This window comes from Flavobacterium sp. H122 (genome assembly GCF_004959765.1).
Taxonomy (GTDB): Bacteria; Bacteroidota; Bacteroidia; order Flavobacteriales; family Flavobacteriaceae; genus Flavobacterium.
In genome coordinates, this window is sequence record NZ_SJZD01000002.1 from 381,567 (window position 1) to 403,041 (window position 21,475).

At 35.3% G+C, this 21,475-nt stretch carries 14 protein-coding genes and 2 tRNA genes; 8 read left to right on the forward strand and 8 right to left on the reverse strand.

The features are described from left to right. Nucleotides 1–36: 36 nt before the first annotated feature. Nucleotides 37–693: an ATP-dependent Clp endopeptidase proteolytic subunit ClpP gene (gene clpP / locus EZM65_RS05235; RefSeq protein ID WP_136667493.1), complete on the forward strand. Its 657-nt coding sequence runs from the start codon at nt 37–39 to the stop codon at nt 691–693. 71 nt (nt 694–764) lie between these two features. Then, on the forward strand, nt 765–1,997 hold the full coding sequence (clpX, locus tag EZM65_RS05240; RefSeq protein WP_136667494.1) for an ATP-dependent Clp protease ATP-binding subunit ClpX: 1,233 nt from the start codon (nt 765–767) through the stop codon (nt 1,995–1,997). A 57-nt stretch (nt 1,998–2,054) separates the two neighbouring features. Here clpX and EZM65_RS05245 read toward each other — a convergent pair whose 3' ends face one another. Both EZM65_RS05245 and EZM65_RS05250 read right to left on the reverse strand, forming a co-directional pair. Beyond that, a complete protein-coding gene (locus EZM65_RS05245) occupies nt 2,055–3,632 on the reverse strand; it encodes an OmpA family protein (RefSeq protein WP_136667495.1) in 1,578 nt (525 codons plus the stop codon). 190 nt (nt 3,633–3,822) lie between these two features. Then, on the reverse strand, nt 3,823–5,340 hold the full coding sequence (locus tag EZM65_RS05250) for a GH3 auxin-responsive promoter family protein (RefSeq protein ID WP_136667496.1): 1,518 nt from the start codon (nt 5,338–5,340) through the stop codon (nt 3,823–3,825). 89 nt (nt 5,341–5,429) lie between these two features. On the opposite strand from EZM65_RS05250, the gene EZM65_RS05255 reads away from it, so the two are divergent. Continuing rightward, nucleotides 5,430–6,224 (forward strand): DUF2797 domain-containing protein, encoded by a 795-nt coding sequence (locus EZM65_RS05255; RefSeq protein WP_136667497.1) that lies wholly within the window; start codon nt 5,430–5,432, stop codon nt 6,222–6,224. 105 nt (nt 6,225–6,329) lie between these two features. Here EZM65_RS05255 and EZM65_RS05260 read toward each other — a convergent pair whose 3' ends face one another. Further along, nucleotides 6,330–8,954 carry an AsmA-like C-terminal region-containing protein gene (locus EZM65_RS05260; protein ID WP_136667498.1) on the reverse strand — a complete coding sequence of 875 codons (2,625 nt, stop codon included), beginning with the start codon at nt 8,952–8,954 and terminating at the stop codon, nt 6,330–6,332. A gap of 82 nt (nt 8,955–9,036) precedes the next feature. Next, on the reverse strand, nt 9,037–10,803 hold the full coding sequence (gene sppA / locus EZM65_RS05265; RefSeq protein ID WP_136667499.1) for a signal peptide peptidase SppA: 1,767 nt from the start codon (nt 10,801–10,803) through the stop codon (nt 9,037–9,039). 121 nt (nt 10,804–10,924) lie between these two features. Here sppA and folK point away from each other — a divergent pair, with 121 nt between their 5' ends. Beyond that, nucleotides 10,925–12,061 carry a 2-amino-4-hydroxy-6-hydroxymethyldihydropteridine diphosphokinase gene (gene folK / locus EZM65_RS05270; protein WP_136667500.1) on the forward strand — a complete coding sequence of 379 codons (1,137 nt, stop codon included), beginning with the start codon at nt 10,925–10,927 and terminating at the stop codon, nt 12,059–12,061. Here folK and EZM65_RS05275 read toward each other — a convergent pair. The 4 genes from EZM65_RS05275 to EZM65_RS05290 are packed head-to-tail and all read right to left on the reverse strand — an operon-like array spanning nt 12,058 to nt 15,044. Then, the gene (locus EZM65_RS05275; protein WP_136667501.1) at nt 12,058–13,020 is read right to left on the reverse strand and encodes a hypothetical protein; all 963 of its coding nucleotides are present in this window, start codon (nt 13,018–13,020) and stop codon (nt 12,058–12,060) included. The two genes, folK and EZM65_RS05275, sit on opposite strands and share 4 nt — an antisense overlap. Nucleotides 13,021–13,048: 28 nt before the next feature. Beyond that, nucleotides 13,049–13,582 (reverse strand): RNA methyltransferase, encoded by a 534-nt coding sequence (locus EZM65_RS05280; protein ID WP_136667502.1) that lies wholly within the window; start codon nt 13,580–13,582, stop codon nt 13,049–13,051. A gap of 14 nt (nt 13,583–13,596) precedes the next feature. Continuing rightward, nucleotides 13,597–14,472 (reverse strand): hypothetical protein, encoded by an 876-nt coding sequence (locus EZM65_RS05285; protein ID WP_169051638.1) that lies wholly within the window; start codon nt 14,470–14,472, stop codon nt 13,597–13,599. A gap of 50 nt (nt 14,473–14,522) precedes the next feature. Next, entirely contained in the window at nt 14,523–15,044 is a 522-nt protein-coding gene (locus tag EZM65_RS05290) for a DUF1573 domain-containing protein (RefSeq protein ID WP_136667504.1), read from the reverse strand. Between the two features lie 99 nt (nt 15,045–15,143). Here EZM65_RS05290 and mutS point away from each other — a divergent pair, with 99 nt between their 5' ends. The 4 genes from mutS (at nt 15,144) to EZM65_RS05310 (ending at nt 21,407) form a co-directional block, all read left to right on the forward strand. Then, the gene (gene mutS, locus EZM65_RS05295; protein ID WP_136667505.1) at nt 15,144–17,747 is read left to right on the forward strand and encodes a DNA mismatch repair protein MutS; all 2,604 of its coding nucleotides are present in this window, start codon (nt 15,144–15,146) and stop codon (nt 17,745–17,747) included. A gap of 137 nt (nt 17,748–17,884) precedes the next feature. After that, nucleotides 17,885–17,957: transfer RNA gene (locus tag EZM65_RS05300), tRNA-Gly, on the forward strand. Nucleotides 17,958–17,979: 22 nt separating this feature from the next. Next, nucleotides 17,980–18,064: transfer RNA gene (locus EZM65_RS05305), tRNA-Leu, on the forward strand. A 529-nt stretch (nt 18,065–18,593) separates the two neighbouring features. After that, on the forward strand, nt 18,594–21,407 hold the full coding sequence (locus EZM65_RS05310; protein ID WP_136667506.1) for a pitrilysin family protein: 2,814 nt from the start codon (nt 18,594–18,596) through the stop codon (nt 21,405–21,407). Nucleotides 21,408–21,475 lie beyond the last annotated feature (68 nt).

The following is a 21,475-nucleotide window of genomic DNA, read 5'->3' on the forward strand; positions in this document are numbered from 1 at the left end:
TAAATAAGAATTAACGTATAAAAATAAACTTCTACTATGAACTACGGAAAAGAATTTAAAAAATATGCTACCAAGCATCACGGAGTTAACAGTATGTATTACGACAAAATCGTAAATAGTATGACTCCTTATGTTATTGAAGAACGTCAGCTTAATGTATCTCAGTTAGACGTGTTTTCGCGTTTAATGATGGATAGAATTATCTTTTTGGGTACAGGGGTTGATGATTATGTGGCAAATATTATCCAGGCACAATTATTGTTTTTAGAAAGTGTTGATGCTTCTAAAGATATACAAATTTATATTAACTCTCCGGGTGGAAGTGTGTATGCAGGTTTAGGGATTTACGATACGATGCAGTTCGTAAAACCTGATGTGGCAACAATTTGTACAGGTATGGCCGCTTCAATGGGAGCAGTATTGTTATGTGCAGGTGCAGATGGGAAACGTTCGGCTTTACCGCACTCAAGAGTAATGATTCATCAGCCGTCAGGTGGTGCACAAGGTGTTGCAACTGATATGGAAATCAACTTGAAAGAAATGTTGAAGTTGAAAGACGAATTATATGAAATCATTTCGAAACACTCAAAACAACCTTTTGATAAAGTGTTTAAAGATTCTGAACGCGATTATTGGATGAAAGCCGATGAAGCAAAAGAATACGGAATGATTGACGAAGTTTTAAGAAGATAATTTTAAAGTAATTAGTGAATAGTAAATAGTGAGAAGCTAATTACTAATCACTTTTTACTAATTACTAAAAAATGGCAAAAGAAATTTTAGAATGTTCCTTCTGTGGAAGAAGAAAACCTGAAACAAATTTGTTGATTGCCGGTATTGACGCTCATATTTGTGATCGTTGTATCGAGCAGGCTCACGGTATTGTTTTGGAAGAATTAAAAGCAAGCGGACTGTCTAAACAGGTTTCTGATTTGGTGTTGAAAAAGCCAAAAGAAATCAGAGCTTTTTTGGATAAATATGTAATCGGGCAGGACCAGACAAAAAAAGTGATGTCGGTTGCAGTATATAATCACTACAAAAGATTATTGCAGCAGGATCACGGTGATGATGTTGAAATTGAAAAATCAAACATCATTATGGTCGGACAAACTGGTACAGGTAAGACTTTAGTGGCTAAAACTATTGCAAAAATGCTTGATGTGCCTCTTGCTATTGTTGATGCAACAGTGTTGACAGAAGCTGGTTATGTAGGTGAGGACGTGGAAAGTATTTTAACACGTTTGCTGCAGGCTGCCGATTATGATGTGCCTAAAGCAGAACGCGGAATCGTTTTTATTGATGAAATTGATAAAATTGCCCGTAAGAGTGATAATCCGTCAATTACACGTGATGTATCCGGTGAAGGAGTGCAGCAGGCCTTGCTGAAATTGTTGGAAGGAACAGTAGTGAATGTACCGCCTAAAGGTGGGCGTAAGCATCCTGATCAAAAATTTGTTGAAGTTAATACCAAAGACATCTTGTTTATCGCAGGAGGTGCTTTTGATGGTATCGAGCGTATTATTTCAAAACGTTTGAACCGTCAGGCAATGGGATTTGGTGCTTCAAAAGAAACAGATAAAATTGATGAAACCAATTTGCTGCAATATATTGTGCCAAAAGACGTAAAAGATTTTGGATTGATTCCTGAAATCATTGGTCGTTTACCTGTTTTAACACATATGGATCCTTTAGACAGAGAAACATTACGTGCTATTTTGACAGAGCCGAAAAATGCTTTGATCAAGCAGTATAAGAAACTTTTTGCTATGGATGAAATTGAGTTTTCAATTACTGATGAGGCATTGGATTATATTGTCGATAAAGCTTTGGAATACAAATTAGGGGCGCGTGGACTGCGTTCGCTTTGTGAGGCTATTTTAACTGATGCTATGTATGAAATACCAGGTTCTGATGAAAAAGAGCTTCATATAGATAAGCATTATGTGGAAACTGCCTTGACAAAAAATTTATTAAAGCGTTTAGAAATCGCATCATAAAAAAAGCCCTGATCATTCAGGGCTTTTTTTCCAATCAAATAAAAAAAACTTAAAGATTTATTTAGCAATCAAAAATTCAATGCGTCTGTCTTTTTCGTATTCCGTGTCAGTACAATTTCCGGTACATTTGGATAGAAGCTGTGTTTCTCCGTAGCCTTTTGAAACAATACGGTCTTTGGAAATCCCTTTCTTTATTAAATACTCCAATGCGGCTCCAGCTCTTTTGTCAGATAAAATCAAATTATATTGATCAGAACCTCTGGAATCTGTATGTGCGTTGATGGTAATTTTCATTTCAGGATTAAGAGTCAAAACATCATAAACTTTGTTTAAAGACAAAGTAGATTCTTTTTTTAATGAAGCTTTATTGTAATCGAAATAAATGTGTTCGATTAAAATGTTTGTTGTGGTTACTTCAGCTTTCTTTTGTTCCAATGCTATGTCTGTTTGTGTATTTCCGACTGTGCTTTTCACAGGTAGTGTAAAATCAAGATAGCCGTCTTTTTTTGCAGTTATGGTATAGCTTTCCAATGGAACCACATCAAAAGCAAAGCTTCCGTTTTCAGTAGTAAACTGTTTTGCAATTTCATTGCCGTCTGCGTCAATTAAGGAAACCAATGTATTGGGTAGGGCTATTTTGCTGTTTTTTTCATAAGCAATACCGTTTAGTCCATTGGTTTGCTTTTCAAATCCAAATTTGTAAATATCGTATGATCCTTTAGAATTATTGCGGTTGGATGTCACAAAACCCATTTTTTTTGTTGCCAGTATGAAAGCGACTTCATCAGCTGCAGTATTTAATGTTTTGCCAAGATTTATAGGTTGTGTGAACGATTTTTTTCTGATTCTGGAAACAAAAACGTCCTGGCCTCCATAACCGGAATGTCCGTTTGATGAGAAAAACAAGTCGTTGTCAGGCGAAGTGTAAGGAAACTTCTCGTCAGCAGCAGTGTTTATTTCCTTACCTAAATTTTTTGGGTTGGAAGGTGTGCCGTTTTCATCTAAATCAGCTGTGTATAGATCATACCCGCCAAAACCTCCTGGCATATTTGATGAAAAGTAAATTTTCTTTCCGTCAGCAGATACGCAAGGATTTTCAATGGAATAATCAGTGTTGCTGAAAGTAACTAATTCTTTTTTTATCCAGGCGTTGCTGCAACGGCATGTCTCGTCAAAAGAAGCTTTATATAATTGATAGTTTTTTGAATTTCCCGGTTTGCTGTTTGTATAGTAAACTGTTTTTTGGTCAGGTGAAAAAGAAATACCGGCTTCATTTCCTTCCTCATTTAAAACGGATGCAAAAAAGTAAGGGTGCGATAAATTTCCTTTATTGTCTATGTTTATGCAGTAAAGACTGTTGTATGGTGAATTGGTGTTTGCATCTTTGCCCGCGCCTATAGCGCCGGTTTTTCTCGATGAATACATAATGTATTTATTCATGAAGAATGTGGCTCCGATATCGGATAATGGTGAGTTGATTCCAGTAGAAAAAACGTCAAACGTATCGTTTAGTTCGATAATAGTTTTTTTGGTTTCAGATATTTCTTCGGGAAGATCTGAATTAATAAAATTATCCTGACTAAAAAGATTAGTACTTATCAGCAAAAATATTGCTGAAAAAACTAAATTTTTCATTTGCTTTTGGGAGTTTAAGTTTTTGTTTTTGAGAAACTTCCGCAAAAGTATGGCAATGAAGCAGTTAAAACCAATTTAATGGATTAAAAACTAAAATAATCGATAAAGTGCCAATTCTCTTTAATGAGACTGGGTTTGAGATTTATTTTGTCGACGAAATGATGATAATTATCGATAAAATGCAAAAGGTTTATCTGGTTTGCAAAGCAAGAAGATTTTCAAGATAATCTCGTGAGTTGGATAGTCTTGGTATTTTGTTTTGACCGCCTAATTTTCCTTTTTCTTTCAGCCAGTCATAAAAAAGATTTTCACGGGCAATATTTATTTTCAGCGGATTCAAAGTCATGTTGTTGTAACGTTTTGCCTCGTAATCCGAATTTAGTGTCTGAATAGTCTCATCAAGTACTTTACTGAAGTGTTCTATGTTTTCGGGTTGTTTCTTGAATTCAATTATCCATTCATGTGCTCCCTTTTCTTTGCCGTTCATAAAAATAGGAGCTACAGTGTAATCAATTACTTCAGTATTGGTGATTTGGCATGCCTTTGCCAGTGCCATATCAGTATTTTCAACCATCAGCTCCTCTCCAAAAACATTGATATGATGTTTGGTACGTCCCGTGATTTTTATGCGGTAAGGTTTTAAAGAGGTAAAACGGACAGTGTCGCCTATCATATATCGCCATAAACCGGAATTGGTTGTAATTACAACAGCGTAATTTTTATTAAGCTCTACTTCAGCCAGTCTTATTACTTTTTGATAAGGAGTGCCAAAAGTTTCCATAGGGATAAACTCATAGAAAATTCCGTAATCGAGCATTAATAATAAATCATTGGAATGGTTCAGATCCTGAATGGCAAAGAAACCTTCCGATGCATTGTAGATTTCATAATATTTGAAATCATCATTTGGCAGTATCTTTTTGTATTGTTCGCGATACGGTTCAAAACTTACACCGCCATGAAAATAAACTTCTAAATTCGGCCAGATTTCAAACAGATTCTCTGTTTTCGTTTCTTCCAGAAGTTTGTTTAATAATACCATCATCCAGGAAGGAACACCTGCAAAACTGGTCACATTCTCTACTTTTGTTTCGTTGACAATAGCCATCAGTTTGGTTTCCCATTCGCTCATCAGCGATGTTTTGTTGCTGGGAGTACTGCTGAATTCAGCCCAGAAAGGCATGTTGTCAATTAATATAGCAGACAAATCCCCGAAGAAAGTGTTGTTGTCCTCGTACAATTGTTTGCTGCCGCCTAATCGAAGACTTTTTCCGGTAAATAGCTGCGAGTTCTCATTATTGTTTAAATACAAACACAGCAAATCTTTACTTCCTTTGTAATGGCAGTTTTCCAAGGCATCACTGCTTACCGGAATAAATTTGCTTTTAGCATTGGTTGTACCGCTTGATTTCGCAAACCATTTAATAGGCTGGTTCCAAAAAACATTCTGTTCTCCTTTGCGGGTGCGTTCAATAAGCGGCTCTAAATCTTCATAACTGGATACCGGAACACGCTCCTGAAAAGTGTGGTAACTCTTAACCGATTGAAAATCGTAATCCTTTCCCAATATCGTATTTTCTGCCTGACGGATTAAATTCATCAGCAGTTCTTCCTGTACTTCATTTGGGTATTTTAAGAACAGTTCAATTTCATGAATACGTTGTTTTAAGACCCAGGAAGCGATAGAATTTATTATTGGTAGAGGCATTTTAATTATGAATTTTGAGTTATGAATTATAACTTTACGCTAAAATAGCAATTAAATCCAATATCTAAAATCTAATATCTAAAATCTGCATGCAATACGAAGGTGTACTGACGAAAATGCAAACGGAGTTTGCGAATCCTATTGAGTATTATTTAGTGTTTGAAAACTCTTTTTTAAATCTTAACCAGTTGTTAGGTAAGGAATTAGAAATTGTTCATCAAGGCTATCAGTGTCTGGAATGCGGTAAGGCAAAAAAAATTTTCCGTCAGGGTTTTTGTTATGATTGTTTTATGGGGAGTGCGTCGGCTGGTGACTGGATTATGAAGCCTGAATTAAGTACGGCACATTTAGATATGGAAGACAGGGATTTGGAATACGAGAAGAAGGTGCAGCTGCAGCCTCATATTGTCTATTTGGCTCTTTCAAGTGAGGTGAAAGTAGGTGTGACCCGTAAAACGCAAGTGCCTACCCGTTGGATCGATCAAGGAGCGATTCAAGCAATTCCAATAGTAGAAGTGCCTAATCGTTATTTAGCCGGTATCACGGAGGTAGCGCTCAAAAGTTTATATGCAGATAAGACCAATTGGCAGAAAATGCTCAAAAACGAAGTTCCATCCGTAGATTTGATAAAAGAGCGGAACGGTCTGCAATATGTGATACCCAAAGAAGTTCAGGAGTATTATCATCCTGAAAGTTCCGATTTGTATGAACTGAAATATCCTGTGTTGGAATATCCTAAAAAAGTTACAAGTCTGAATCTGGAAAAATCATCTGATTATACCGGAAAGCTGACAGGAATAAAAGGACAGTATTTATTGTTTGAAGATGGGACCGTATTTAATGTACGTACTTTTGAAGGGTATGTAGTTAAAATTAACCTGTAAGAAGAGACTGTTCTTAAAACACAATCTTGTCATTTCGACCAAAGGAAGAAATCTCATTGTGTGATTATGAGATTCCTCCTGTCGTCGGAATGACAAATTGTATTACTATTCTTGTTTCTTCTTTTTACCGAATAATCCTTCTATTACCTGACCGGCTGTGTTTTTTACAGCATCTTTTTTAGGGTCTGTAGTTTTAGCAGTATCTTTTTTCTTATTGCCAGTAAGGATGTTGCTCAAGGCATCTGTTCCTTTGTTTAAGTATTTTTCTTTTTGTAAGTTGGCAACCTGCATAGCTAAGTTGGTAGTAGCCTGTTTTAAATCGGTTGTGACTTTTGGTGATTTGAAATTACCCGTCATCAAAGCAGTTACAGGGACGTTTTCAATTTTTGAAGCTTCGGCAGGAGTTAATTTTGCCAATATCTTGTTGGCATCAGTGCCTAAATATTTTGCAGGAACATCCATTTTGATGTTGTAATTCATGCTTTGGTCAAAACCATGCGTTCCGCCTATTTCAGCTGTAATATCCTGATATTTTATTTTGAAAGGTTTCACAGCCACTCTTCCTTTTTCAAAAGAAACGGCCGCTTTAATATCATTTAAATTTATCTTTTTCATGTCGATAAATTTCAACTGTGAACCTAAAGCCGTCAGCATTTGTGAATTGTTGGCGTTTATTGTTGAAGACAGTAACTGACCCATTAAATCACCGGTAATGGTTTTTAAATCCGGAGTCATTTCAACAGCATCCAGATTTCCGTTTAATTTAATGTTTGAATTTAATTTTCCTGCTACAGCACCGGCAATTGGAGCAATGCTTTTCAGCATATCCAGTTGTGTGAATGATTGTCCAATATCAACTTTGTCCAGATTCAGGTTCATGTTGAATGTAGGAGTGTTTCCTTTTGTTGAAACCACACCATTCAGACCGATTTGCCCTTGAAAAATATCGGTTTTTACATTTTGAAGTGTTACAGCTTCGTTACGGATAATCATTTTGCCGCTTACATTTTTTAAGTTCAGATTGTCATAAACCACTGTGTTGGCTTTTGCAGTAATGGCACAGTCTAAGAAAGCAGGGATTTTTACCGCTTCTTTTTTAGCAGCTGTGCCGCTTCCCGAAGCTTTGTCTGAAGAAGAAGTATTTTCTTTTTTAGTGCTGTCAGCCGAAGCCATAAAATCAGCCACAAGAAGTTGGTTCGAATTCATGTTGAAGTTTCCTTTTAAGATTTGATTTCTGAAAAGGAATCCATAGAAATTATCCAATGTGCCATTCACATGAATGTCAGAACTTCCTGTTTTCATGTCTAATTGGTTTAATTTTATCTGGCTGGTATTGAAAGCGACTTGAGCAATTTTAATCTGTACAGGTTTTGCCATTTCAGGACCTGCATAATTAAATCCTGTCAGGCTTATTGTTCCTGAGTTTTGGATATTTTGGTACTGACTTTTTTCTACTGACTGCATGTCGAATTTAGTCACGACATCGGCTTTTAAAATACCGGAAAGCGGTTGGTCAAGTTTTACAGGATACGCTTTTGTGAAGTTCCCTAAATTAATAGTTCCTTTTAGAGCTGCATTTACAAGTGCATTTGTAGCCGCGTTTTTAATATTTGCTTTGGCATTAAAAACATCCTGGTCAATTCTAAACGAAAGCTTGTCAAGATTTACATAAGTGTCATTCAGTACACCGCTGTCATTAATGATTTTTGTATCAATCACAATATCCTGAACCGATTTAGGCAGGTCAGGATATTGAAAAGAAGCGTTGTTGGATGCGATACCAATATTGAACGTAGGAATAAGATTGTCGTTTAGTGTCCCTTTTACTTTTCCGTTTACCGTGAAATCTCCTGTTGTTTTTACAGTTTCCAGATTGCCTGCATATTGTGCGGGAACTAATCCTAAGAAGTTTTTAAAAGATGAGGTTGGCGTTTTAAAAGTCAAATCATACAACTGACCATCTTTCAGCATCTGAATAAAACCATTAAATTCTAGTGGAAGTTCGTTGATTTTGGCTTTATTGTCTTTAAAAGTATACTTACTGTTTTTTAGATCTATTCCTAAAACTGCATCAAGACTGATAGCTACATTTTCCATGTAGTTCATTTTGTCCATGTCTAACGATATCTTGGTTGTGGATTTAGTGTCTAAATCCAATACTTCTGATGCAAAGTTACCGGTTCCCTCGTGGTTTAACTCGCTTAAAACCAATTTGATTTTTGAACGGTCATCGTAATATTTGAATTTAAAATTTTCAACTTTATAATTCTGAATATTTAAAGAAAAAGGCTTGCTTTCTTTGGTTTGTTCTTCAGGTTTTGGTTCTTTTATAGCGATGTCAAAGTTTCCAATACCATCCTTGTTGAAAAGAATATTGGCTTTCCCGTTTTTAACCGAAATAGCTTCCAGGGTCATGGGTTCTTTTTCGCCATTAAACAATTCCATAACCGACATTTGGAGGTGCAATTCATCAAAAGCTACTAATGTATCTCCCGCAAAAGGAGCATTGTTAACAATTAATAATTTTTCTATGGCAACCGTAGCATCCGGAAAGTTTTTGAACAAACTCAAATCGGCATCGGCAAACGATGCTTTTGCGTTAATGTTTTCGTTGATGGATTGCTGAATTTTAGCCTTGATGGTGTCTTTAAAAAATAAAGGGATACTGGCTAATGCTCCCACAATAACAACTAATGCAATACCTAAACCTATTAAAATTTTTTTCTTCATTTTAGAAAATGTTTATAACACAAATTAAATAAAAAATCCGCTTTATTACTAAAACGGATTTACTTATTTGTGAATTGTGTTATTAATTTATTTTTATGTCATAAGGCATAATTACTTGCATTCCCTTACGTGCGTTCATGCGCTTAATTTGGTTAATCATTTCATAGCCTTCTTCGCCAAGTTCTTCTTTTAATAAAGTTTCACGTGTTTTTAAGAAACTTAAAAATCCGCTTTTTTCAAGTTCTTCAAAAAAGCTCTTTTCAAATTCAGGATAAGAAACCGTGTCGTAATCTGTAGTTTTTGTAATGTTGGCTGCATAAGCAATTGCATCATCCATCCCGCCAATTTTATCTACTAAACCTAATCTTAAAGCATCACTACCGCTCCATACACGTCCTTGAGCAATGGCATCAACCTGTGCGAAAGTCATCTTACGTCCGTTTGCCACACGATTAACAAAAGTTTTATAAATAGTTTCCACACCTTCCTGAGTGAAATTTCTAAAATCATTGTCCATTGGTTCAAAAATACTGTAACCCGAAGCGTTTTTATGTGTTTCAACAGTTTCTGTGTTTAAACCATAACGATCAGCTATTTGAGATAAATTTGGCAGTATTCCAAAAACACCTATAGATCCTGTAATAGTACTCGCCTCAGCAAAAATTTTGTTTGCATTACAAGCAATATAATAGCCACCTGAAGCTGCAAGATTACCCATAGAAACTACAACCGGTTTCACTTTTTTAGTTAACTCAATTTCTCTCCAGATTAAATCCGAAGTCAGCGCACTACCGCCAGGGCTGTCTATACGTAAAACAATTGCTTTTACATCATCATCTTCACGGGCTTCTTTTAAAGAACGGCGCATTGAGCCTTCACCTACCGTATTTAGATCACCTTCACCGGAACCTATTTCGCCCTGCGCATAAATGATTGCAATTTTATCTTTTACAGAAAATTCAGCGTCTATTGCTAAGTCTTTCGAATAATCCATGATGTCAACTGTGTTGTAATCTTCATCATCAGCTACTTTTAAACGCTTTTTGATATCATTATGGTATACATCTTCATAAGCAACCACATCAACTAAGTTGTTTGCTTTTGCCATTTCGGGTGTACGGGCTGCTAAATCAGTTGCGATAGCATTTAGTTTTTCAGTAGAAATGTTTCTTGATTTTGAAATATCGGCTGCGACAGCGTTCCATATCGAATTTAAAAAAGTAGTTATCTGTTCGCGGTTTTCAGGACTCATTGTGTTTGTCAGGAAAGGTTCCACTGCACTTTTGTATTTTCCATGGCGGATTACTTCCATTTTAATTCCTGTTTTATCCTGGAAATCTTTAAAATACATAATCTGACTTGCTAAACCTTTGAAATCTAAATCACCCACCGGGTTTAGATATACTGTATTGGCAACCGAATTTAAGTAGTATTCCTTTTGTGAAATAACATTCCCGTATGCTAAAACAAACTTTCCTGATTTTTTAAAATCTTCCAATTGATCACGTAGAGCTTTTGTTTGTGCAACACCTAAGTTCAATCTATTGTTGAGAATTGAAATTCCTTTTATATTGTCGTCTGTTTTTGCTGCTTCAATAGCTCTTAAAATGTCAGTCAGACCTTCACCCGTTCCTTTCTCGTTTAAAAAAGGCATGTCTTCGTAATTGAATTTTCCTCCATAGTCATTGGTTACTCTTTCCAAATTCAACTCTAAAACAGAGTTTTCTTTTACTTTTATTTTTTCTTCACCTCCAAATAAAGCTCCTAAAAGGATTATTCCGAAAAAACATATAAAACAAAAGACAAATAGGCCTACAATAGTCGCTAAAACGTTCTTAAAAAAGTTCATCGTTATTAATTTTATTTACTCATTAGTATCTATATACATAAAATTGTTACAACAAATAAGTTATTAACAGTCGCGCAAATATACTTCTATTCTACAATTCTTTTTAGTTACTTTGCCCCTCATGGGAATTCAGAAAAAAGTCATTCTTTCATTAGGCAGTAATCAGGGGAACCGCCTTGAAAATATTGAAATGTGTATCCAGTTAATTCATAATCAAATTGGATTGGTTTTACGTGTTTCAAAGCTGTATGAAACTCCTTCCTGGGGATTTGAAAGTGATGCTTTTTATAACTGTGCCATTTTGATTCATTCTTCCTTTTCTGCTGAAAAAATTCTAAGGAAGATAACTTCCATCGAAAAAGAAATGGGCCGAACCAGAAAGAAATCTGTAGGCTATGAAGCCCGAATGATTGATGTGGATATTGTGGCGATGGAAGATCAAATCTTAACGACAGAACATCTAACAATTCCTCATCCTCATATGCAGGACAGAAAATTTGTACTTCAGCCTGTCCTGGATTTGCAAATGGATTGGGTTCATCCAATCTTTAAAAAATCGATTCGCCAACTTCTTCAGGAATGTCAGGATAACAGTGATTGTAAAGCTGTGGCTGAATTGACTGCGCCAACAATGAATTACAATGTCAATAAGATTAATTATATAGCGATTGAAGGAAATATTGGGGCAGGGAAAACCACTTTGGCTACTAAAATTTCAGAAGATTTTAATGCGAAATTAGTATTGGAACGTTTTGCAGACAATCCTTTTTTGCCGAAGTTTTATAAAGACCAAAACAGATATGCTTTTCCTTTGGAAATGTCTTTTCTGGCTGACAGGTACCAACAATTAGCGGATGATTTATCACAATTTGATTTGTTTGCCGATTTTGTTGTGGCTGATTATCACATTTTTAAATCTTTGATTTTTGCCAAAGTAACTTTGCAGGAAGATGAATTCCGTTTGTATAAGACCCTATTTGATATTATTTACAAGGAAATGCCTAAACCGGATTTGTATGTCTATTTATATCAAAATACGGATAGACTCTTGAAAAACATCAAAAAAAGAGGAAGAAGCTACGAACAGGAAATCCCTGCGGAATATTTAGACAAAATCAACCAAGGTTATTTGGACTACATAAAAACGCAGTTGGATTTGAATGTATTGGTTATTGATGTTTCGGATAATGACTTTGTAAAACGCCAAGAGGATTATATTGCTATTTTAGAGCAAATACAGGAAAAATTGGATTGTTAAGATTTTTCCAATAAATCCAATATCCAGTTTAAACAAACTTCAGAATTCATGATTGACCAGGAATGTGGGTTTTTTGTTCCATCCAGTTTAAAACCTTTTCCCTGACTTACAATTACTTTTGCATTGTTATTCCCCTGTATTTTTAATTGATTTATCATTGAAATGATGTCAATTCCGTTCCAGTCATTCAAATCACGATGTCTTTGATTAATTAACCACTCTGTATCTAAATCAGTAAACATTAATAGAGGCATGTTTTTTAAATATTTTGCATTTCCTCCGTCTTTAGCTCCGTAAGAATAAATAGAATTTTCTATATATTTTTCAGGAAATAATTGTGGGGAACCACCATAAATGCTATCGTATCTGTTTTTTATCCATTTTGCTTCCTCGACAGCCGGTTGGTAAATGTTTTTTTCTATTTCCCTTTCACAATATTTATAAAACCTTGCCTGATCCAAAGGTGCATCAAGAGCAAATATTCCTTTCGGGATTAAGAAAAAGTTTTCGGGATTTTTTACAGATTTTTCAGCATAAGTTAGTGAGAGCATTGCTCCACTGGACAAGCCTCCAATGATGAATTTATCTTTTGATATTTTATGAGTTTCCGCAATACTGCTGAATATTTTATTTAAGAGCTTGAATTCAGACTCTCTGCTGTCTGTTCCCCAATTTATTGAAGGAACCACGACTAGAATTCCTTTTTTTACAGCTAATTTGTGAAGGTTGATTTGTTTTAGCGTGTTTTCAATTACTTCGCCTCCCGAAGGTAGAACTACCAGTACGCCTTTTATGGCTGTTTTGGGAACAAACTTATAATAAAAAAGATTTGTTGCATCTTCATCATTTATATATAAATCGGATGGGTCAGTTTCTGATAGTAATATTTTTTGAAAATTTTGTGCTTTTAATTCAATAAGCGAAAAGAATACAAGCAAAATTGTTATGGTGTTTTTCATTGTTTAGTTTTCAAAGAATCTAAATAATCTAATTTTTCTTCAATTTGCAAAACAAATCCCAAATAACAATTCCCGTACTTACCGAAATATTCAAAGAATGTTTTGTGCCTAACTGCGGGATTTCAATGGCACCATCACATAATTTTACCGCTTCCTGATTTACACCAAAAACTTCGTTGCCAAAAACCAGAGCATATTTTTTAGTGGCTTCAGGTTTGAAATTGTCTAAGAAAATAGCATTTTCGACCTGTTCAATGGCATATACCTCAGTATTGTCAGCTTTTAAGCTTTTAATAACATCAAGTACATCTTTTTGATATTCCCAAGTTACCGTTTCAGTTGCTCCTAAAGCAGTTTTATGGATTTCTTTATTAGGTGGAGTTGCGGTTATACCGCACAAATAGATTTTTTCAATTAGAAAAGCATCACTTGTTCTAAAAACTGAACCGATGTTATGTAGACTTCTTATGTCGTCAAGTACAATTATAATTGGAGTTTTTTCAGCTTGTTTGAATTCTTCAACCGATTTACGCTCTAATTCGCTGTTTTCTATTTTTCTCATGGCGCAAATTTACATTATTCTTTCAATGCAGAAAAAGGTATATAGAATAGAGTTGGCTTTACTTTGAAAATACTTTTTGAAAACCCTTCGGCAGATATGTAAATTCCGTCCTGATTAACTGCAATTCCTTCAATTTGACCAATTGTTAAAACTGAGCCTAAGCGAAATTTTTTGGAATGTTCTTTAAAAAATAATCCGTTTTCGCTTTTATTGAAAATCTGTAAAAAGCATCTTCCTTTTCTGGTGTAACCAATTGTGTATAATTGGTTGTTGTAAAAGAAGGCGTCGCTTACAAAGAATTTAGTTTTGAAAAATTCCGGAGGAGCTAATTTTTGTTTGTTTGCTGCAGCTGTTTCAATAGTGTAATGAGAAGTGCCTTTTGTTTTCCATTCTTTGGTGAAAATATGGAGTTTGTTTTCTAAGAAAATCATCGATTCCACATCAAAATTATGTTTTGTGATTTGAGAAGAGAAATCGGTTTGATTTGAAAATTCAAAAGGAATTTCAGCTATTGTTTTGAGAGAATCATTTTCTAATTTTAATTGATAGACAGCCAAATCTTTTCTGGTTCCTGAATTATTACCGAAGTCACCTAAATAAAAATATTTTCCGTCAGTTATAATGGCTTCCCAGTCTTTATTAGGAATAGCTGTAGGAATAGTTTTTGAAATTTCACCATTAATTGTATTCACTTCATAAACAACATTCCGGTTTCCTCCGTCATTAATTGAATAAAGCCTGTTGTTTAGAAAGCACAGGCCGGAAGTTTCTATAAGTTTATTGTCTAAAGTTGTTACTTTAAATTTTTTAAGTCTGAGAGTCTTGATTGTCTGTCCGTTGAAATGGTAGGCATTCAAAAAGAAAAGGAGTGAAATGATAAGCCGCATCATAAAATAAAAAAAGCTCTCATAAAGAGAGCTTAATATATATGTTCTGAAAATTATTGAACTGTAGGTCCGTTAGGTTTTGCTTCAAGCGGACTAGCCGGTACTGCTTTTGCGTTTACCATACCTTTGATGAAAAGGATTTTAGATGGGTTGTCCTTGATATTTGTTGAAACTGTAACCGATTTGTTGATAGCTCCGGGTCTGTTAGTATCATATTTTACACTAATAACCGCTTTTGCTCCGGGTGCAATTGGTTCTTTAGGAAAAGAAGGAACAGTACATCCACAAGATCCCTGAGCATTTGTAATTATTAAAGGTTCAGTACCATTGTTTGTTAAAACAAAATCTCTTTTACCGTCAGCTCCCTGGTCAATTGTTCCATAGTCAATTGTTTCACGTTCAAAAACCATTCCTGGTCCCTGCACCTTTGTTATTTCAAATTTTGGAGCTTCTTCTTTTTTAGAGGCTTCCGTTTTAGCTTTTACTTTTTTTGATTTTTTTGCTGTCTCCTGAGCTGTAGCTTGTAAGTTCCCAAAGAACACCACTGCAGCTGTCATAAGTATCAATTTTTTCATAATTATCTAAAATAAGTTAAACACAAATGTAAAAATATTTAATCAAATATTGAGCCAAAATAAGTAAATTCGTCGCCAATAATCAAAAAATTTAACGTTTTGTCAGCAAAAGAAAAAGCACCGAAGGAAACTCCGTTAATGAAGCAGTATAATGAGATTAAGGCTAAATATCCTGATGCCTGTCTGTTGTTTCGGGTAGGGGATTTTTATGAAACTTTTGGGGAAGATGCTGTCCGTACATCCAAAATTCTTGGAATAACATTGACAAAACGTGGCGCAGGGAGTGAATCTGAAACGGCTTTGGCAGGTTTTCCACATCATTCTTTAAATACGTATCTGCCAAAATTGGTAAAAGCAGGACTCCGCGTGGCGATTTGTGACCAGCTGGAAGATCCTAAAATGACAAAAACCATTGTAAAACGTGGAGTCACCGAGCTGGTTACGCCGGGTGTTTCGATGAATGATGAGGTTTTGGTTTCCAAGTCGAATAATTTCCTGGCGTCGGTTTATTTTGGAAAAAAGCAATTAGGTGTTGCATTTCTTGATGTTTCAACCGGTGAGTTTTTAACTTCCGAAGGGAATTCGGAGTATGTAGATAAATTATTGCAAAATTTTAGTCCAAGCGAAATTTTGGTTCCTAAACAAAATAAAAAAGATTTTCTGGAAACCTTCGGTGATAATTTTCATGCGTTTTATTTAGAAGATTGGATTTATAAAGAAGATTATGCTAAAGAAAGTTTAATGAATCATTTTCAAACCAATTCTTTAAAAGGATTTGGAATTGAAGAATTAATTCACGGAATTATTGCTTCTGGGGCTATATTATATTATTTGTCAGAAACACAGCATAACAAAAACAATCATATTACATCTATTCATCGTATAGCCGAAGATGCTTATGTGTGGATGGATCGTTTTACCATCCGTAACCTTGAATTATATCATAGCTATAATCCAAATGCGGTTACATTATTGGATGTAATTGATAAAACGCTTTCGCCTATGGGTGGAAGGTTATTAAAGAGATGGCTGGCGCTTCCTTTAAAAGATATTAATAAAATTACTGCCCGTCACGAAGTGGTGGCTTATTTAAAAGACAATCAGGAAGTTTTACAGCAAATCCAATATCAAATCAAACAGATTTCGGATTTGGAGCGTTTAATATCCAAAGTGGCTGCAGGAAGAATTTCTCCACGTGAAGTAATTTATTTGAAAGAATCTTTAGATGCGATTGTTCCTATTAAAGAATTGGCTTTGAAGAGTCCGCAGGAAGCGGTAAGAGTAATAGGTGACAGTTTACATGCCTGTGATTTGCTTCGCGAAAAAATTACCACAACTTTAAATCAGGATGCTCCGGTTGCTGTCAACAAAGGAAATGCGATTGCTTTTGGGGTAAATCCGGAATTGGATGAATTGCGCAGTATTTCAAATTCAGGAAAAGAGTATTTGGAAGGAATTGAAAAACGCGAATCAGAAGCTACGGGAATTCCGTCATTAAAGATTTCCTTCAATAATGTTTTCGGATATTATATAGAAGTTAGAAATACACACAAAGATAAAGTGCCTTCAGAGTGGATTCGTAAACAGACATTGGTAAATGCTGAACGTTACATTACGGAAGAATTAAAAGAATATGAATCCAAAATTCTAGGTGCGGAAGAAAAAATCCATCTGCTGGAAGCACAATTGTTTGAACAGTTGGTAGTTTGGATTGCTACCTATATCAAACCGGTACAGCATAATGCCAATTTAGTGGCTCAGTTGGATTGTTTGTCTTCATTTGCACAGCAGGCCATTGATCATAATTATGTTTGTCCTGAAATTAATGATTCATTTGAACTGGATATTAAAAATGGCCGCCATCCTGTAATTGAAAAGCAGCTGCCTATTGGCGTGCCTTATATCGCTAATGATGTATATCTAAATAGAGACTCGCAGCAGATTATCATGATTACCGGGCCTAATATGTCGGGTAAGTCGGCTATTTTGCGCCAGACCGCTTTAATTGTATTACTGGCTCAGATGGGGAGTTTTGTGCCTGCTGATGCGGTTGTAATGGGTGTGGTGGATAAAATCTTTACCAGAGTAGGAGCCAGTGACAACATTTCGATGGGTGAATCGACATTTATGGTTGAAATGAATGAGACAGCTTCTATTTTGAATAATATTTCTGATAGAAGTTTAGTCTTGCTGGATGAAATCGGCCGTGGAACCAGTACGTATGATGGAGTTTCTATTGCGTGGGCTATAGCTGAATTTTTACATGAAAATCCGGCACAGCCAAAAACTTTGTTTGCTACCCATTATCATGAATTGAATGAAATGACCGAGAGCCTGCCTCGGATCCAGAACTATAATGTCTCAGTAAAGGAATTAAAGGATACGGTTTTATTTATACGTAAACTGGAAAAAGGTGGGAGCGCGCACAGTTTTGGTATCCATGTGGCTAAAATGGCCGGTATGCCTCAAACGGTAATTCAAAAAGCAGGTAAGATATTAAAGAAATTGGAGAGGAATCATTCAGGTGAGGTTTTGAGCGGAGATAAGATGCAGGATGATTTACAGTTGAGTTTTTTCAATTTGGATGACCCTTTATTGGAAGAAATCAAAGAGGAAATCGTGAATTTAGACATCAATACGCTGACTCCTGTTGAGGCTTTGATGAAACTGAATGAGATTAAGCGTATGTTGTCAAAAAAATAACAATTGTAAATTTTTGGTAATCAATATTTTGAAAAATATTTTTAATTTTTTTTCAAAAGTACTTGTGAAACCCGATTCTTGTTGTATATTTGCACTCGCAATACGGAAGTAAAGCGAAGTTCTTTAAAAAACGCAATGCGAAAATAGCTCAGTTGGTAGAGCGCAACCTTGCCAAGGTTGAGGTCGCGGGTTCGAACCCCGTTTTTCGCTCGACTACCAAGTTAAAATATTTGCTCGAGTGGTGGAATTGGTAGACACGCTGGACTTAAAATCCAGTGAACATTTCGTTCGTGCGGGTTCAAGTCCCGCCTTGAGTACAAGAGGCTTTCTAAAAAAGAAAGCCTCTTTTTTTTGTTTATAATGTTCGGATTATTTCTTCTCTTTCCGGATAATGCTTTCTGTTAATTTCGAAATGGATGTGATAGGGTGGTTGAATGAATTTTCAAAACACCAAACCCTTTGGCCTTTTAATTTAAGAAATGAATTCGGCTTCGGTTAAATCTGAAGATTTCCTCCGCAATTGCAATGATAAGCGAGTTCGGAAAAGGTGCTGTTCTGCTTTGCCATATAAATCATTTTAATCTGAATTGAATTTTTTTTAATCACTAAGCATGTGATTTTTTTGTGCTTTTGTGCAGGCTTTGTTGATATTGTTGGTTTTGTCTTTAAAAGAAGCGTAACTGACAGTGGTTAAGTGCAGAAGTTTAAATGGTTTAATTGAAATTTTTTCTGTCCTTTAAAAATGGCGCTTTTTGTTGGGAAAAGTTAATCATAAAAAATACTTAATAAGTACTTTTCTTACATGTTAATTTTTAGATTTGCGATTGAATTAATTATAACTAAAAAATGAAAAATTTTAAATTACTCACTTTTGGGGTTGTTATGTTTTCAGGTTTGGTTCAGGCACAGGAAATAGATTATTCGAAAACTATTCCATTTGATGCTTCAATTAAAACCGGAAAACTGCAAAATGGATTGACGTATTACATTAAAAAAAATGCAAAACCGGAAAAAAAGGTTGATTTACGTTTGATTGTTAATGCGGGTTCTGTTTTAGAGGATGACAACCAATTGGGGTTGGCTCACTTTATGGAGCATATGTGTTTCAACGGAACCAAACGCTTTCCTAAAAATGCATTGGTGGATTATCTGCAAAGCATAGGTGTGAAATTCGGACAGCACTTGAATGCTTATACAAGTTTTGACGAAACGGTTTATTTTTTGCCAATTCCGGCAGATAATCCTGAAAAAGTTGAAAAAGGGTTTCAAATCCTGGAAGATTGGGCGTTTAATGCTGTGCTGACTCCTGAGGAAATTGATAAAGAAAGAGGAGTGGTATTGGAGGAGTACCGTTTGGGGTTAGGTGCTCAAAAAAGAATGATGGGTAGGTTTTTGCCTAAAATCATGAACAATTCTAAATATGCTGAGCGTTTGCCAATCGGGAAAAAGGAGATATTGGAGAAATTTAATTACGAGACTTTGACTAAATTCTATAAAGACTGGTACCGCCCCAATTTAATGAGCGTGATTATTGTGGGGGATATTGATGTTGCAGAAATGGAGAAAAAAGTCATTGAGCATTTTGGTTCTTATCAAAACCCTAAAAATGAAAGAGTAAGACAGTTTTTTGAAGTTCCAAACCACAAAGAAACTTTTGTGGCCATAGAGTCTGATAAAGAAGCTTCAAGTACACAGGTGCAGTTAATGTATAAGGATAAGGAGGCTGTGAAACCAATTGTTACTGTGGGGGATTTTAAAAAATATATAGTGGAGGAGTTGTTTACCAGTATGATTAATGCCCGTTTGGATGAATTAGCTAATTCAGCAACTCCTCCGTATACATACGCTTATTCATATCACGGTAAAACGTGGTCGAGAAATAAAACTGCTTATCAGTCTTTTGCAATGACGGGAGAAGACAAACAGCTGAATACTTTAAAAGTTTTAGTTCAGGAAAATGAAAAAGTTAAAAAATTTGGTTTTACACAGGGAGAGTTGGATAGAGCAAAAGCTGATTTTTTAGCTGGTCTTGAAAAACAGTTTAATGATAAAGACAAAACAAGTTCTGATAGATTTGTTAATGAGTTACAGTCTCATTTTCTGACACAGGAGCCGGTTCCGGGTATTGTCTGGACTTATGATCTGGCTAAAAAAATAACGCCGGTAATTTCGTTAAATGAAACAAATGAATTGATAAAAAAATTCATCTCAGATGAAAACAGAGTGGTTATTTTGACTGGTCCGGAAAAAGAAGGTTTGAAAAAAGTGACAGAAGCTGAAGTGTTTAAAATGCTTGAAGTAAATGAAGGTGATATAAAGGCTTATGAAGATAAAGCGGTTGCAAAAGCTCTTTTAAGAACTGAGCCAAAAGCCGGCTCAATCGTTAAAAAAGAAGTGAATGACAAAATCGGGACTACAATTTTAACATTGTCTAATGGTGCAAAAGTTACGTATAAAAAGACTGATTTTAAAAACGACGAAATTGTATTTGAAGCTGTGAGTTTAGGGGGTTCAAATTTATTTTCTGATGAAGTTCAGAAGAAAGTCGGATTTGCTTTAGGGGGATTGTCAGAGGCTGGTTACTCAGGTCTAAAGTTAAACGATATTACTAAATTCATGACCGGTAAAATTGCTTCTGTGAATCCTTATATCGGTAATGCAACAGAAGGCTTGAGGGGGTCGTCAACACCAAAAGATTTAGAGTATATGCTGCAGATGGCTCATGCTTATTTTACTGATTTGAATCAGGATAAAGAAGCTTTTGAGGCATTCAAGCAAAAACAGACCAATTTTTTCAAAAACATCAGTGCCCAGCCAAATTTCTTCTTTCAGCAGGAATTCCAGAGTTTTCTGAATAAAGACAATAAACGCTTTATGGGGTTAATACCTACTGAGGAAACTTGGGTAAAAATGGATTATGAATTAGCTTACAGGTTGTATAAAGAGCGTTTTAGTAATGCGGCCGATTTTGAATTTTTCTTTGTTGGAAATATCGAAGAAAAACAATTTGAAGCCCTTGTGGGTAAGTATATTGCTTCACTGCCTTCAATTGGTAAAAAGGAAACAACTAAAGATACGGGTTATAGAAATGTGGCGGGGTCACATAAAAAGGTAGTTAATAAAGGGAAAGATCCTAAGAGTATGGTGAATATTAACATCTATGGTGATGCACAATATTCTGCTAAGGACGCTTTAGCTTTACAGGCTGTTGGAGAGATTCTGACTATCAAATTAAACGAAAGACTGCGTGAAACAGAAAGTGGAGTTTATGGGGCGGGAGCAAAAGGTTCTATGAATAAAATTCCTTACGGATCTTATAATTTCTCGATTTCTTTCCCGTGTGGTCCTGAAAATGCAGAAAAACTTACTGCTTCTGCTTTAGATGAGCTTAATAAATTAATTGTGAATGGGCCTGAGGAAAAAGATTTGACAAAATTTAAAGAAGGAGAAATTCAGGATTACAGAAAAGAAATCAAGGAAAATAAAACTTGGTTGGGGTACTTTACTAAGTCTTATGTAAATGGCAGTAAAGCTGATGAGATTTTAACTTTTGAAGCTAAAGTGAATGCTTTAACGGTGAAAGAGCTTCAGGAAGCTGCTAAAAAATATCTTGCTAAAGATAAGGTTATTGGAATGTTGATGCCTGAAGCAAATAACTAATTGTAAAAAATAAAGAAACTGTCTTGAAAGGAAAATAGTTTTTTTGATATTTGTTTAAAGGCTTTATT

What these genes read in the sequence shown, in the direction of transcription:
- clpP (WP_136667493.1), top strand. Translation starts at nt 37, where the DNA reads ATGAACTACGGAAAAGAATTTAAAAAATATGCTACCAAGCATCACGGA.
- clpX (WP_136667494.1), top strand. Translation starts at nt 765, where the DNA reads ATGGCAAAAGAAATTTTAGAATGTTCCTTCTGTGGAAGAAGAAAACCT.
- EZM65_RS05245 (WP_136667495.1), bottom strand. Translation starts at nt 3,632, where the DNA reads ATGAAAAATTTAGTTTTTTCAGCAATATTTTTGCTGATAAGTACTAAT.
- EZM65_RS05250 (WP_136667496.1), bottom strand. Translation starts at nt 5,340, where the DNA reads ATGCCTCTACCAATAATAAATTCTATCGCTTCCTGGGTCTTAAAACAA.
- EZM65_RS05255 (WP_136667497.1), top strand. Translation starts at nt 5,430, where the DNA reads ATGCAATACGAAGGTGTACTGACGAAAATGCAAACGGAGTTTGCGAAT.
- EZM65_RS05260 (WP_136667498.1), bottom strand. Translation starts at nt 8,954, where the DNA reads ATGAAGAAAAAAATTTTAATAGGTTTAGGTATTGCATTAGTTGTTATT.
- sppA (WP_136667499.1), bottom strand. Translation starts at nt 10,803, where the DNA reads ATGAACTTTTTTAAGAACGTTTTAGCGACTATTGTAGGCCTATTTGTC.
- folK (WP_136667500.1), top strand. Translation starts at nt 10,925, where the DNA reads ATGGGAATTCAGAAAAAAGTCATTCTTTCATTAGGCAGTAATCAGGGG.
- EZM65_RS05275 (WP_136667501.1), bottom strand. Translation starts at nt 13,020, where the DNA reads ATGAAAAACACCATAACAATTTTGCTTGTATTCTTTTCGCTTATTGAA.
- EZM65_RS05280 (WP_136667502.1), bottom strand. Translation starts at nt 13,582, where the DNA reads ATGAGAAAAATAGAAAACAGCGAATTAGAGCGTAAATCGGTTGAAGAA.
- EZM65_RS05285 (WP_169051638.1), bottom strand. Translation starts at nt 14,472, where the DNA reads ATGATGCGGCTTATCATTTCACTCCTTTTCTTTTTGAATGCCTACCAT.
- EZM65_RS05290 (WP_136667504.1), bottom strand. Translation starts at nt 15,044, where the DNA reads ATGAAAAAATTGATACTTATGACAGCTGCAGTGGTGTTCTTTGGGAAC.
- EZM65_RS05310 (WP_136667506.1), top strand. Translation starts at nt 18,594, where the DNA reads ATGAAAAATTTTAAATTACTCACTTTTGGGGTTGTTATGTTTTCAGGT.